Origin of the sequence: Paracoccus aminovorans (assembly GCF_001546115.1) — a bacterium.
Lineage (GTDB): Bacteria > Pseudomonadota > Alphaproteobacteria > Rhodobacterales > Rhodobacteraceae > Paracoccus > Paracoccus aminovorans_B.
In genome coordinates, this window is sequence record NZ_KQ955208.1 from 730,314 (window position 1) to 743,185 (window position 12,872).

A 12,872-nucleotide genomic window follows, 5' to 3' on the forward strand; every position below is an offset into this window, starting at 1 on the left:
GGTTCCGCTACCGGGGGTTTGCCCGGGCCACGGAACCCCTGCCCTGACGGTTTCAGTTCAGCTGCGCCGCCTCGCCCGCGCAAAGCAGCGTGACCAGCGTGCTCGCGCCGCGCATCTCGATGCCGGCGACATCGACGGGCCGGCGGTTCAGCGCCCCGCCCAGGATCTCGATCGAGCCGGTGCCGTGAAAGGTCGCGTCCAGCAGACGCAGCACCGCCTCGCCGCGCAGCTCGGCCTCGATGCCGCCCGGGACCGCCTGCACCCGCTCGGGCGTGATGCGGCGCGCGCCGACCAGAAGCTCCATCCCCGCCTCCATCAGCTGCACCCGCTGGTGCCGCCGCAGGTGTTGCATTTCATGCAGGTGCCGTTGCGGACCAGCGTGTAATTGCCGCATTCGCCGCAGGGATCGCCCTCATAGCCCTGCATGCGCGCCTTGGCCCGCGCATCCATCGCCACCGGATCGGCCGAGGCCACCGCCAGCGTCGAAACCTGCGATTGCAGCACCAGCAAGTCCTGCGGCAGCCGCTTCCGCAGATAGCCGGTCGAGCTGATCTGCTTCAGCATCTCCAGCGAGCGCGAGGCCTTCTCGCCCACCGGCGCGACATTCGGCTGGCCCTCGGCCTCGCCGCCGCCCATGTCGTCGAAGCGCGCGCCCTGCGGCTGGACATGCGCGAGGTCCGTGCGATCCAGATAGCTGACCGCCAATTCGCGGAAGACATAGTCCAGGATCGAGGTCGCGTTCTTGATGCTGTCATTGCCCTGCACCATGCCCGCCGGCTCGAAGCGGGTGAAGGTGAAGGCGTCGACGAATTCCTCCAGCGGCACGCCGTATTGCAGGCCGACCGACACGGCGATGGCGAAATTGTTCATCATCGCCCGGAAGCCCGCGCCTTCCTTGTGCATGTCGATGAAGATCTCGCCCAAGGACCCGTCGTCATATTCGCCGGTGCGCAGATAGACCTTGTGGCCGCCGATCACCGCCTTCTGGGTATAGCCCTTGCGGCGATGCGGCAGCTTCTCGCGGTTGCTGCGCACGGCCTCCTTGACGATGATCTTCTCGACGATCTTCTCGGCGATCACCGTGGCCTTTTCCTGCACATTGCCCGAGGCGAGGATCTCTTCGGCCTCCTCGTCGTCCTCGACCAGGGCCGAGGCCAGCGGCTGCGACAGTTTCGAGCCGTCGCGGTACAGCGCATTGGCCTTGACGCCCAGCGACCAGCTCAGCTCATAGGCGGCCAGCGCATCGGCGATGCTGGCGCTGTTCGGCATGTTGATGGTCTTGGAAATCGCGCCCGAGATGAAGCTCTGCGCCGCCGCCATCATGCGGATATGGCTTTCGACCGACAGGGTGCGGCTGCCCTTCTTGCCGCAGGCATTGGCGCAGTCGAAGACCGGGTAATGTTCGGGGCGCAGATGCGGCGCGCCCTCCAGGGTCATGGTGCCGCAGACATGGTCGTTCGCGGCCTCGATCTGCGCGCGGGTAAAGCCCAGGTGCCGCAGCAGGTCGAAACCCGGATCGGCCAGTTTCGCGGCCGGGATGCCCAGCGTGTCGCGGCAGAAATCCTCGCCCAGGGTCCACTGGTTGAAGACGAAGCGGATGTCGAAGGCCGCCGCCAGCGCCGCCTCGATCTTTTCCAGCTCGCGCGGGCCGAAGCCATGGCCGACCAGGCTGGTGTGGTTGATGCCGGGGCAATTCCCGAGGCTGGCGTGGCCGACGGCATAGGCCACGATCTCCTCGATCTGTGCCGGGCCGTAGCCCAGCGCCTCCAGCGCCGCCGGGACCGAGCGGTTGATGATCTTGAAATAGCCGCCGCCGGCCAGTTTCTTGAACTTCACTAGGGCGAAATCCGGCTCGATGCCGGTGGTGTCGCAATCCATCACCAGCCCGATGGTGCCGGTCGGCGCGATCACCGTGGCCTGGGCATTGCGATAGCCGTGCTCCTCGCCCAGGGTCAGCGCCTCGTCCCAGGCGCCCTGCGCCAGCGCCACCAGCCGCGGGTCGGGGCAGTTCGCGGCGTCCAGCTCGACCGGGCGGACGTTCAGCCCGTGATAGGCGCCGGTGCCATGGGCGGCGGCGCGGTGGTTGCGGATCACCCGCAGCATGTGCGAGGCATTCTTCTTGTAGCCCGGGAACGGCCCCAGCTCGCCCGCCATCTCGGCCGAGGTGGCATAGGCGACACCGGTCATCAGCGCGGTCAGCGCGCCGCACAGCGCCCGGCCCTCGGTCGAATCGTAGCCCAGGCCCATGGTCATCAAGAGCCCGCCGATATTGGCATAGCCCAGGCCCAGCGTGCGGAAGTCATAGCTGCGCTGCGCGATCTCGCGCGAGGGGAACTGCGCCATCAGCACCGAGATCTCCAGCGTCAGCGTCCAGAGCCGCGTGGCATGGATATAGCCCTCGGCATCGAAGCCCTGCCCGTTCCAGAAGGTCAGCAGGTTCATCGAGGCCAGGTTGCAGGCGGTGTCGTCCAGGAACATGTATTCGCTGCACGGATTGCTGGCCCGGATCGGCCCATGCTCGGGGCAGGTGTGCCAGGCGTTGATCGTGTCGTGGAACTGGATGCCCGGATCGGCGCAGGCCCAGGCGGCATGGCCGATCTGGCTCCACAGCTCGCGCGCCGAGACGGTCTTGGCCACCTTGCCGTCGGTGCGGCGCACCAGCTCCCAGGGCTGGTCCTCGCGGACCGCGCGCAGGAAGGCATCCGTCACCCGCACCGAGTTGTTGGAATTCTGCCCGGAAACCGAGGCATAGGCTTCGGAATCCCAATCGGTATCGTAGCTGGGGAATTCAATCGAATCAAAGCCCTGGCGGGCATATTGCAGAACCCGGTTCACATAGGTTTCCGGGATCATGCTGCGTTTCGCGCTGCGTATCGCCGATTTCAACGCCGCGTTCCGGGCGGGGTCAGTGGCATGCTCGACGCTGCCGTCCCAGCCGCGGATCGCGGCGAAGATCTCGTTCAGCTTCCGTTCGTGCATCTTGGACCCGGCCACCAGGGCGGCGACCTTCTGTTCCTCGATGACCTTCCAGTTGATGAACTGCTCGATGTCGGGGTGATCCATGTCGCAGATCACCATCTTTGCGGCGCGTCGGGTCGTCCCGCCCGATTTGATCGCCCCCGCTGCGCGGTCTCCGATCTTCAGGAAGCCCATGAGCCCCGAAGACTTGCCGCCGCCCGACAGTTTCTCGCCCTCCCCTCGAAGGGACGAAAAATTGGTGCCCGTGCCCGAGCCGTATTTGAAAAGCCGCGCCTCGCGGACCCACAGGTCCATGATGCCGCCGTCGTTCACCAGGTCGTCGCTGACCGACTGGATGAAGCAGGCATGCGGCTGCGGATGCTCATAGGCGCTGTCGGACTTGACCAGCGCGCCGGTCTTGAAATCGACGTAGAAATGCCCCTGCGACGGGCCGTCGATGCCATAGGCCCAATGCAGCCCGGTGTTGAACCATTGCGGCGAATTCGGCGCCGCCATCTGCGCCGCCAGCATGAAGCGCATCTCGTCGTAATAGGCGCGGGCGTCTTCTTCGTTGGAAAAATACCCGCCCTTCCAGCCCCAATAGGCCCAGGCGCCGGCCAGCCGGTCGAAGACCTGGCAAGCCGAGGTCTCGCCCAGGCTGCGCTGGTCCTCGCGCAGCTCCGCCAGCGCCGCCTCGTCGGGGACCGAGCGCCAGAGGAATTCCGGCACGCCCTTTTCCTTGACCCGCTTCAGCCGCGCCGGCACCCCGGCCTTGCGGAAATATTTCTGCGCGATCACGTCCGAGGCGACCTGGCTCCAGCCCTGCGGCACCTCGACGGATTCATTGCGGAACACGATGCGCCCATCCGGATCGCGGATCTCGCTCAGGGTTTTCGCAAATTCCATCCCGCCATAGGCGCCGCCCTCGGCCGTGGTGAAACGCCGCTCGATCCGCATGCCCGTCATCCCCTCATTGCCCCGCACCACCGCCCAGACGCCAGCGTCGCCCGCACCCGCAGGTGCGGCCCGACCTGCCCGGCAGGCGGCATCGGTAGCCATTCATTGAACTCTCGCCCGCGCCCACCAAGACCAGATCTGGGGCAGATGACCACAAGATCTGGTAGTGTCGTCGGCATGGGCTACAAATTGGCGCGAGCCCTCGCGCATTTCAATCAATTTTTTCGCTTTACAGCCCGGCCGCGACATCCTGTCAGCCGCGGCGCAGATTCGCCATCAATGCGTTGTTAACAACTGGGCTTTTGTGCCCCGCCGCGAAAAGCCGAATGTTCAGGCCGGGTTCGGCGCCGCCGTTCAGGTGTTTTCCACAGGCTTGTCCCCATGAAACTCGCGCCGGGGTTGCAGCTTCGTTCCGGCCTTCACGCCAGAGGATTTTTTCGCTCCGGCAGGATCAGGTCGCGGTCGGTGACGATCATGTCCAGCGGCTGGTCGGTCGGCTCGCAGGGAATCGCCCGAATCTCCTGCACCGCATAGGCCAGGCCGATGGCGACGGTCGGGCCTTCGGCGCGCAGCATCTCCAGCGTGCGGTCGTAGAAGCCGCCGCCATAGCCCAGCCGGTTGCCGGCACGGTCGAAGCCCGCCAGCGGCACGATCAGCACCTGAGGGCGCAGTTCCGGCGAATCGGCCGGCGGATGGCTGGTGCCGAAACCGCCGGGCTCGAGCCGGCCGTCATAGGCGCGAAACACCAGCGGCCGGGCCCGGCCGGGGACCACCGGCAGGCAGACCGGGCCGTCATGCGCCGCCATGGCCGGGCGCGGATCGGCCTCGTCCCGCATCGGCCAATAGCCGGCCAGCACCTTGCCGGCATGCGGCGCCAGCACGGCGATCAGCCGCTCGGCCATGGCGGCATCGTCGCCGCCCGCGGCGCGCGCCGCCAAGGCCTGCACGCGAAGTGCGGATTTCAGATCAGTATCCATGACGCCAACCCCAGAAAGGCAAAGAATCCCATCATATCCGTCATCGTGGTGACGAATGTCCCCGAAGCCAGCGCCGGGTCCAGCCCCAGCCGGCTGAGGCCCAGCGGCACCAGCACGCCCCCGGTCGCGGCGACGATCTGGTTCGCGATCATCGCCATGCCCAGCACCGCCCCGATCATCGGCGCGCCCAGGATCAGGCTGCCGGCCAGGAACAGGATCACCGCCAGCCCCAGCCCGTTCAGCATCCCCGCCGCCAGTTCGCGCAGGATGACGCGGCGGGCGTTGGCGCTGGTCAGCTCGCGCGTGGCCAGCGCCCGCACGGCGACGGCCAGCGACTGCGTGCCGGCGATGCCGCCGGTCGAGGCGACGATGGGCATCAGCGCCGCGAGGATCACCAGCTGCGTCAGCGTCGATTCGAAGCGCGAGATCACCAGCGCCGACAGCGAGGCGGTGAACAGGTTCGTCACCAGCCAGGGCAGCCGCTGCCGCGCGGTCTGGAACGGCCCGTCCGAGACGTGGCTGTCGTCCGAGACCCGGGCCATGCGCAGGAAGTCCTCCTCGTGCTCCTCGTCCAGCACCGACATGGCGTCGTCGATGGTGATGACGCCGACCAGCCGGTCGTCCTCGTCCACCACCGGGGCCGAGATCAGGTGATACTTGTTGAAGACATAGGCCACGTCGCCTTCCTCGGCCCGGGCGCTGATGGTGCGGAAACTGTCCTCGGTGATGGCGCGCAGGGCCACCTCGCGGCGCGAGGCCAGGAGCTTGCCCAGCGTGACATAGCCGACCGGGTGGCGGCGCGGATCGACCAGGATGACGTGATAGAACTGGTCGGGCAGCCATTCCTCGGCGCGCAGGAAGTCGATGGCCTCGCCCACGGTCCAGTGCTCGGGCGCGGTCACCACCTCGGACTGCATCAGCCGGCCGGCGGAATATTCGGGATAGTTCAGCGAGCGTTCGACCGCCGCCCGGTCGCTGTCGTCGAGCGCGGCCAGGATCTCCTGCTGCTCGGGCGCGTCCATATCCTCGATCAGGTCGACGACATCGTCGCTGTCCATCTCGCGCACGGCCTCGGCCAAGACTTCGCGCGGCAGCTGCTCGACCACCTCGTCGCGGATCGATTCGTCGATCTCGGACAGGATCTCGCCGTCGATCTCGCCGGAATAGAGATGCAGGAACTCGCGCCGCCGAGCGGGCGTCAGCTGCTCGATCAGGTCGGCGATATCGGCGGCATGCATCGGCTCCAAGAGCCCGTCCAGCGCCGGGCCGTCGCCGGCGTCGATGGCGGCATTGATCGCCTCCTGCCCGGCGCGGCTCAGCTGGAAATCGTCCTCGGGGATCTCGGTCTCGGCTTCGCGGGGCTCGGTCATCGGCTGGCTCCTCGGAACTCGGGGGCTGGGGCGAGGATTTCGGTCGGCGCCACCATAGGGGCGCGGCGCGCGGGGCTCAATCGCGGTTCAGAAGCGCCAGCGCCTCGGCATGCAGTTCGGCCGAGCCGGCGGCGAGGATGGTGCCGCCGTGATGCGCCGGGCCGCCCCGCCAGTCGGTGACCGTGCCGCCTGCCGCCCGCACCAGCGCGATGGGCGCGGCCACGTCATAGGGCTGCAACCCGGCCTCGATCACCAGGTCGACATGGCCGGCGGCCAGAAGCGCATAGGCATAGCAGTCGAGGCCATAGCGGGTCAGCCGCACTAGATCCGCGACGCGGCGAAAGGCGGTATGTTCGACGGGATTCCCGACCTCGGGATAGGTGGTCATCAGCGTCGCCTGCGCCAGTGTCACGCCACGGCGCGTGGCCAGCGCCTGCTCGCCCGCGCGCGAGATCAGCCGGGCACGGCCGAAGCCGCCCTCGAAACGCTCGTCCAGATGCGGCTGGTCGACGATGCCATAGATCGGCCCCCCGGCATCCGAGAGGCCGATCAGCACGCCCCAGCTGGGCGCGCCGCAGATGAAGGCACGGGTGCCGTCGATCGGGTCCAGAACCCAGGTCAGGCCGCTCTGTCCGTTCTGGACACCGTATTCCTCGCCCAGGATCGCATCCTCGGGGCGCTCGGCGGCCAGGATCGCGCGCATGGCGCGTTCGCTGGCTCGGTCGGCCTCGGTCACCGGGTCGAAGCCGGCGCCCGCCTTGTTGTCGGGATGCAGCCCGGGACTGCGGAACAGGCCCAGGGTCTCGATCCGGGCCGCGTCGGCCAGGCGATGCGCCACGGCCATGATCCGCTCGGCCCCTTCGACAGGGATGTCTTGGTTCGCGCTTGTCATCGCCTGCCCCCGTGCTTGCCTGGGCGCAGGTTTAGCCGCTCGGCTTCGGAAGCGGAAGCCTGTGCGGGCCGGCCGTCAATCAGGCCGCGTCGGACAGCACCCGGGCCAGTTCGAAGATCTGGCGGCGCTGCGCCTCGGGCATGGCGTAATAGGCCCGGACCAGCTGCAGCGCTTCCTTGTCGGCCAGGATGTCGCCCTCGACCGCGTCGTGCAGATGCCCGTCCTCGAGCCCTTCGAAGAAGAAGCTGACCGGCACGTCCACCGCCTGGGCGATGTCCCACAGCCGGGACGCCGAGACGCGGTTCATCCCGGTCTCGTATTTCTGGATCTGCTGGAACTTGATCCCGACCTTCTCGGCCAGCTGCTGCTGGGTCATGCCGATCATCCACCGCCGGTGGCGGATGCGCTTGCCGACATGGACGTCCACATTGTGCTTCATGGTAACACCTCACTCAATCTAAACGGGCGCTACACCAGTTTGACGCAATTTTCGAGTTCGATAATGTGGACCTGTCCAAAAAGACAATCGCGGACAGCCCTGCGGGCGGACTATCCGAAGCCCCGGGAAATACAGGAAAAACCAGCGCGAGATTCGCGTTTTCAGTCAGGAGTGTGAATCATGGGCAGCGACTGGAACATGATGCAAATCAAGGAAATGGCGGGACTTCCCGTGCCAGGCGTGCTGCGCCTGCCGGAGCCCGGGCCCGGTCAGGTGCTGGTGCGGCTGCGCGCCGCTGCGCTGAATTTTGCCGATCTGCTGATGACCACCGGCCGCTACCAAGAGACGCCGCCCCTGCCCTTCATCCCCGGGCTCGAGGGCGCGGGCGAGGTGCTGGCCGCCGGTCCGGGCGTCGACCTGGCGCCGGGCACCCGCGTCGCCGTGCAGGCCCAGGGCACCATGGCCGAGGCCAATCTCTTCGCCGCCGCCGATTGCCACCCGATCCCCGACGGCATGAGCCATGACGAGGCCGCGGGCTTCCTGATCGCCTATGGCACCAGCCATTTCGCCCTGACCCAGCGTGCCGGCCTGCGGGCGGGCGAGACGCTGGCCGTGCTGGGCGCCGCCGGCGGCGTCGGCCTGACCGCGGTCGAGATCGGCGCGGCGCTTGGCGCCCGCGTCATCGCCGTGGCCCGCGGCGCCGACAAGCTCGACATCGCCCGCGCGGCCGGCGCCGCCGAGACCATCGACAGCGCCACCTGCCCCGACCTGCGCGCGGCGCTGCGCGATCTCGGCGGTGTCGACGTGGTCTATGACCCGGTCGGCGACGCCCCGGGCGAGGCCGCCTTCGGCGCGCTGCGCCCCGGCGGGCGCTTCCTGGTCATCGGCTTTGCCGGCGGCAAGCCGCCCGCCCTGCCCCTGAACCACGCGCTGGTCAAGAACATCGCCATCCACGGCTTCTATTGGGGCGGCTATCGCAAGCTCGACCCCGCCGCCCTGCGCCAGGACATCGCGGCGCTGTTTTCGCTTTACGCGCAGGGCCGGCTGCGCCCGCATGTCGGGGCCACCCTGCCGCTGGCGCAGCTTGCCGAGGGCTATGATCTGCTCGAGTCGCGGCGCTCGACCGGAAAGGTGATCGTTAGCCTATGAAATTTTCGTCAAAAGCCCCGCATTCCGGCGCGATCGCATTGAAATCTCGGGGCGCGTGACCGATATTTGCGGGGATGGTGGGCCGTAGCGGCCGCACCGCGATTTTCGACCGGGGAGAACCTATGCAAGATTACAATTCGATCCGCACGGCCGGGACCGCGACGCGCTCGGCTGCCGTGGATGAAGGGCTGCGCGCCTATATGAACAAGGTCTACGGCCTGATGGCCGTGGCCATGCTGGTGACCGCCGGCGCCGCCTGGGGCATCTCGGGCCTGGCCATGAACCCGGACGGCACGCTGACCTCGCTTGGCGCCGCGATCTATACCTCGCCGCTGCGCTGGGTGATCATGTTCGCGCCGCTGCTGGTGGTCTTCGGCTTCGGCGCCGCGCTGAACCGGCTCTCGGTCTCGGCCGCGACGACCGTGTTCTATGTCTTTGCCGCGCTGATGGGCCTGTCGATCAGCTGGATCTTCATGGTCTACACCAGCTTCTCGATCATCCAGACCTTCCTGATCACGGCCATCGCCTTTGCCGGCCTGTCGCTTTACGGCTACACGACCAAGCGCGACCTGTCGGGCATGGGCACCTTCCTGATGATGGGCCTGATCGGGCTGATCGTGGCCTCGATCGTGAACATCTTCCTGAAATCGGGCGCCATGCAATTTGCCATCTCGGCGATCGGCGTGCTGATCTTTGCCGGCCTGACCGCCTTCGACACGCAGAACATCAAGAACACCTATCTGCAACTGGCGAATTCGGACCGGGATTTCCTGGGCAAGGCCGCGATCATGGGCGCCCTGCAGCTCTACTTGGACTTCCTGAACCTGTTCATGTTCCTGCTGCAATTCATGGGCAACCGCGAGTGATCGCGACCCCAGGCTGACGCCATCGAACCGCCGGGCACCCCCGGCGGTTTTTTCATGCCCGCAACCAGTTCGGGGCCAGGCGGATGTCCCGTCCCCCCGTCAGCGGCAACAGGCGCTGCAACTCGGCCATCAGCCCGGCCAGCCGCGCCTTGCCCATGCGCTGCCCCGGCTCGGGCCAGAAGGCGCGGACCGCCAGCGCGTCGCCGTCACGCCTGGCATCCAGCCGGCCGATCAGCCGGTCGCCCTGCATCACGGGAAAGACGTAATAGCCGTATTGCCGCCGCGCCGCCGGCACGAAGATCTCGATGCGATAGCGAAAGCCGAACAGCCGCTCGGCCCGCGCCCGGTCGCGCAGCGCCGGATCAAAGGGCGACAAGAGCCGCACCCGGCCCGAAGGCTCGGGCAGCGCGGCGACCCGCTCGGCCAGGCCCGGCAGGGCATAGCTGCGCCGGCGCTGGCCGTCGGCGGCCTGGACTTCGATCTCGGCAATGCGGCCCGCCGCCAGGGCCCGGGCGCACCAGGCCTTCGCCTCGTCGGGCGTCGCGATCTGGAAGAACGCGGCCAGTTCGCCCGAGGTCGCGAAGCCCAGCCGCTCCAGCGCGGACGACAGCGCCCAGTCGAGGATCTCGGCATCGTCGAGCCGCGCCGCCCGCTGCGCCTCGGGGATCACCCGCTCGGCCAGGTCATAGACCTTGCGAAAGCCGCTGCGGTGCCGGATCGCCAGCCGGCCCGAGCGCCACAGGTATTCCAGCGCCGTCTTGGACGGGTGCCAGTCCCACCAGCCGCCCGAGCCGCGCGGCTCGTCCCCGCCCAGGTCCGAAGTCGAGGCCGGGCCGTGATCGGCGATATGGCGCAGCACGCTGTCGAATTCCGCATCCCAGCCCTCGCGCCGCCATTTCGGCCAGCGGCGCTGCATGTGTGCCTCGTCCCGGGCGAATTTCAGCCGCCACATCGGATAGAAGCGCATCGGGATCACCGCGGCGTCATGGGTCCAGTGCTCGAACGCGGCACGCTGCCGGGCGATCAGCGATTCCAGCGCCGCCGGGCGATACTGCCCGCGCCGCGACCACAGGATCAGGTCATGCGCCCGCGCCAGCGTGTTGACGCTGTCGACCTGCACGAAGCCCAGCGCGGTCAGCACGCCTTCCAGATCGGCGCCGCGCCCCGGGCCTGCGCCGGGCCGCAAGAGCAGGTGGCGGTCCAGGAACAGCCGGCGGGCGTCGCGGTTCGTCAGCAGGGGCAGCGTCATGGCGTCCGTTCGAATGATGCGCGGGGAGGCGACCTTGCGGGGCGCCCGGGCTTGGCCTACATCATGCAGAACAAGGAAAGGATCCGCCATGGCAATGGAAGCCCATGACATCGAAGCCCTGATCCGCGCCGCCTTCCCGCAGGCACAGATCACGATCACCGACCTGGCCGGCGACGGCAACCATTACGCGGCCGAGGTGATCGACGAGAGTTTCCGTGGCCTGAACCGGGTCCAGCAACAACGCGCGGTCTATGCCGCGCTGCAAGGCAAGATGGACGGGCCGAGCGGCGCGCTGCATGCGCTGGCGCTGACGACCAAGGCCCCCGAGTAAATCGCAAGCACGCCGTGCTTCAGCAAGGAACCGCAGATATGACCGACGCACGCCAGCAGATCCAGCAGACCATCGACGGCCATGACGTCGTCCTGTTCATGAAGGGCACCAAGGAAATGCCGCAATGCGGCTTCTCCAGCCGCGTGGCCGGGGTGTTGAACTACATGAACGTCGATTATCGCGACGTGAACGTGCTGGCCGATGCCGACATCCGTCAGGGCATCAAGGATTTCTCGGACTGGCCGACCATCCCGCAGCTTTACGTCAAGGGCGAATTCGTCGGCGGCTGCGACATCATCACCGAGATGACGCTGTCGGGCGAGCTCGACCAGCTCTTCGACAAGGCCGGCGTCGCCTATGACAAGGACGCCGCGAACAAGATCCGCGAAGCGAACGCTTGAACGCCCCCCGCAGCGAAAAAGCCCGCCGTCCGGCGGGCTTTTTGCTGTTTTCACCAGCGCTCGTCACCAGCGCTCGTCGTCGTCCCAATCGTCTTCGGATCGGCGGCCGCCCAGGCGCGAGGCCAGGGTCATGCCGATCGCGAAGGCGCCGATCAGCGGCACAAAGGGCGCGGCGCGGGACTGGGTCGCACCTTGCGCGACGCGCTCGGCCGCATCCGCGGGCAGGCCCAGCTTGCGCGAGGCGCTCTCGCCCGCCTTGCGCACGGCACCGACGACACGGGCCTCGGTCCGGTCCGCGAAGCGGTCGGCACGATAGGCCAGAGTGTCGGCCACGGAATGCACCCGCTGGCTGGCCCGATCGACCATCTCGCCGGCCTTTTCCGAGGCACGGTCCAGGGTGCGATCCGCAAGCCCGCTGACCTTCTCGACCGCCGCATCGGCGGCAAGGTGCAGCTGCTGCTCGATCTCGGCCTTCAGCTCGTCGGTGCTGGGCGTCGGGTGACGCTCCTTGCCGCCGGCCAGCATCAGGATGATCCCGATCAGCAGGAACCCGGTCCCGATCGCCAGCGAGGCCCAGAGCGGACCCCAGTGCAGGTGATAGGCCAGCCAGGTCCAGAGCGCCGCCAGCAGGAACCCCGCCGCCACCAGCAGCGCCACCCCTGCCCCGGCCATCAGCCCGGCACGGCGCAGCTTGTCCGTCAGGGCAAGCTGCAAGTTCCTGGTATAGGCGAACATGGCGGCGCGCTCAGCGACGGGCGATGATCAGGCCCAGCAGGAAGCCGACGCCGGCGGCGATGCCAAGCGCCTGCGCCGGGTTGCGGCGCACCATGGTCGAGACCTCGTCGTAATACTCCTCGGCATGCTCGGCCATCTCGCCGGCACGGCGTTCGCCTTCGCGATACAGGCGGCGGGCTTCGCCGCGGGCGCGGTCGGCATAGTCGTGGCCGCGCTCGCGCGCCGCCTCGACATATTCCTCGCCGCGCTTGCGGGCGGTTTCGACGAATTCCTGGCCCTTTTCCCGCACCGTGTCATAAAGCTCGGCGCCGCGCTCGCGGGCGCTGTCCAGCGCCGCGCCGGCGTCGTCGGCCGCGTTGCGGGCGTGCCGGCCCATGTCGTCGGCGGCGTCGCGGGCATGTTGGCCGAGATCGTCCGCCGCCTTACGGGCTTCGTTCTTCATGTCCTCGGCGGTGGATTGAGGATTGGCCATGGCAATCTCCTTTCACAAGGCTGTATCGGTTTCGCAGACAGAACCGCGACACCCCGCCGATTGTTCCACCGCCGGG

13 protein-coding genes are annotated in these 12,872 nt (G+C 67.8%); 4 read left to right on the forward strand and 9 right to left on the reverse strand.

Annotated elements, in window-relative coordinates; translation table 11 throughout:
* Nucleotides 1-52: 52 nt before the first annotated feature.
* The 6 genes from ASV56_RS03775 to ASV56_RS03800 form a co-directional block, all read right to left on the reverse strand.
* Nucleotides 53-352, reverse strand: a complete 300-nt coding sequence (locus ASV56_RS03775) for a hypothetical protein (protein WP_062560842.1) — start codon at nt 350-352, stop codon at nt 53-55.
* Complete coding sequence (locus tag ASV56_RS03780; RefSeq protein ID WP_062562225.1) at nt 316-3,915, reverse strand: vitamin B12-dependent ribonucleotide reductase; 3,600 nt, start codon at nt 3,913-3,915, stop codon at nt 316-318. The genes ASV56_RS03775 and ASV56_RS03780 overlap by 37 nt, the downstream gene beginning before the upstream one ends.
* Before the next feature lie 419 nt (nt 3,916-4,334).
* A complete protein-coding gene (locus ASV56_RS03785; RefSeq protein WP_062560843.1) occupies nt 4,335-4,892 on the reverse strand; it encodes a 5-formyltetrahydrofolate cyclo-ligase in 558 nt (185 codons plus the stop codon).
* Nucleotides 4,877-6,262, reverse strand: a complete 1,386-nt coding sequence (mgtE, locus tag ASV56_RS03790) for a magnesium transporter (protein WP_156429060.1) — start codon at nt 6,260-6,262, stop codon at nt 4,877-4,879. The genes ASV56_RS03785 and mgtE overlap by 16 nt, the downstream gene beginning before the upstream one ends.
* A gap of 76 nt (nt 6,263-6,338) precedes the next feature.
* Nucleotides 6,339-7,154 carry a histidinol-phosphatase gene (hisN, locus tag ASV56_RS03795; protein WP_062560844.1) on the reverse strand — a complete coding sequence of 272 codons (816 nt, stop codon included), beginning with the start codon at nt 7,152-7,154 and terminating at the stop codon, nt 6,339-6,341.
* 79 nt (nt 7,155-7,233) lie between these two features.
* A complete protein-coding gene (locus ASV56_RS03800) occupies nt 7,234-7,593 on the reverse strand; it encodes a helix-turn-helix domain-containing protein (RefSeq protein ID WP_062560845.1) in 360 nt (119 codons plus the stop codon).
* Nucleotides 7,594-7,773: 180 nt separating this feature from the next.
* Between ASV56_RS03800 and ASV56_RS03805 the strand changes: the two genes are divergently transcribed.
* Entirely contained in the window at nt 7,774-8,742 is a 969-nt protein-coding gene (locus ASV56_RS03805) for an NADPH:quinone oxidoreductase family protein (RefSeq protein WP_062560846.1), read from the forward strand.
* A gap of 122 nt (nt 8,743-8,864) precedes the next feature.
* Nucleotides 8,865-9,608: a Bax inhibitor-1/YccA family protein gene (locus ASV56_RS03810; RefSeq protein ID WP_018000489.1), complete on the forward strand. Its 744-nt coding sequence runs from the start codon at nt 8,865-8,867 to the stop codon at nt 9,606-9,608.
* Between the two features lie 52 nt (nt 9,609-9,660).
* Here the strand turns inward: ASV56_RS03810 and ASV56_RS03815 are convergent, their stop codons facing one another.
* Nucleotides 9,661-10,857: a winged helix-turn-helix domain-containing protein gene (locus ASV56_RS03815; protein ID WP_062560847.1), complete on the reverse strand. Its 1,197-nt coding sequence runs from the start codon at nt 10,855-10,857 to the stop codon at nt 9,661-9,663.
* Nucleotides 10,858-10,945: 88 nt separating this feature from the next.
* Between ASV56_RS03815 and ASV56_RS03820 the strand changes: the two genes are divergently transcribed.
* Nucleotides 10,946-11,188, forward strand: a complete 243-nt coding sequence (locus ASV56_RS03820; protein WP_062560848.1) for a BolA/IbaG family iron-sulfur metabolism protein — start codon at nt 10,946-10,948, stop codon at nt 11,186-11,188.
* A 38-nt stretch (nt 11,189-11,226) separates the two neighbouring features.
* Nucleotides 11,227-11,589, forward strand: a complete 363-nt coding sequence (gene grxD / locus ASV56_RS03825; RefSeq protein ID WP_062560849.1) for a Grx4 family monothiol glutaredoxin — start codon at nt 11,227-11,229, stop codon at nt 11,587-11,589.
* A gap of 63 nt (nt 11,590-11,652) precedes the next feature.
* Here grxD and ASV56_RS03830 read toward each other — a convergent pair whose 3' ends face one another.
* Complete coding sequence (locus ASV56_RS03830) at nt 11,653-12,324, reverse strand: phage holin family protein (RefSeq protein ID WP_062560850.1); 672 nt, start codon at nt 12,322-12,324, stop codon at nt 11,653-11,655.
* A 10-nt stretch (nt 12,325-12,334) separates the two neighbouring features.
* On the reverse strand, nt 12,335-12,796 hold the full coding sequence (locus ASV56_RS03835) for an ElaB/YgaM/YqjD family protein (RefSeq protein WP_062560851.1): 462 nt from the start codon (nt 12,794-12,796) through the stop codon (nt 12,335-12,337).
* Nucleotides 12,797-12,872: the final 76 nt, after the last annotated feature.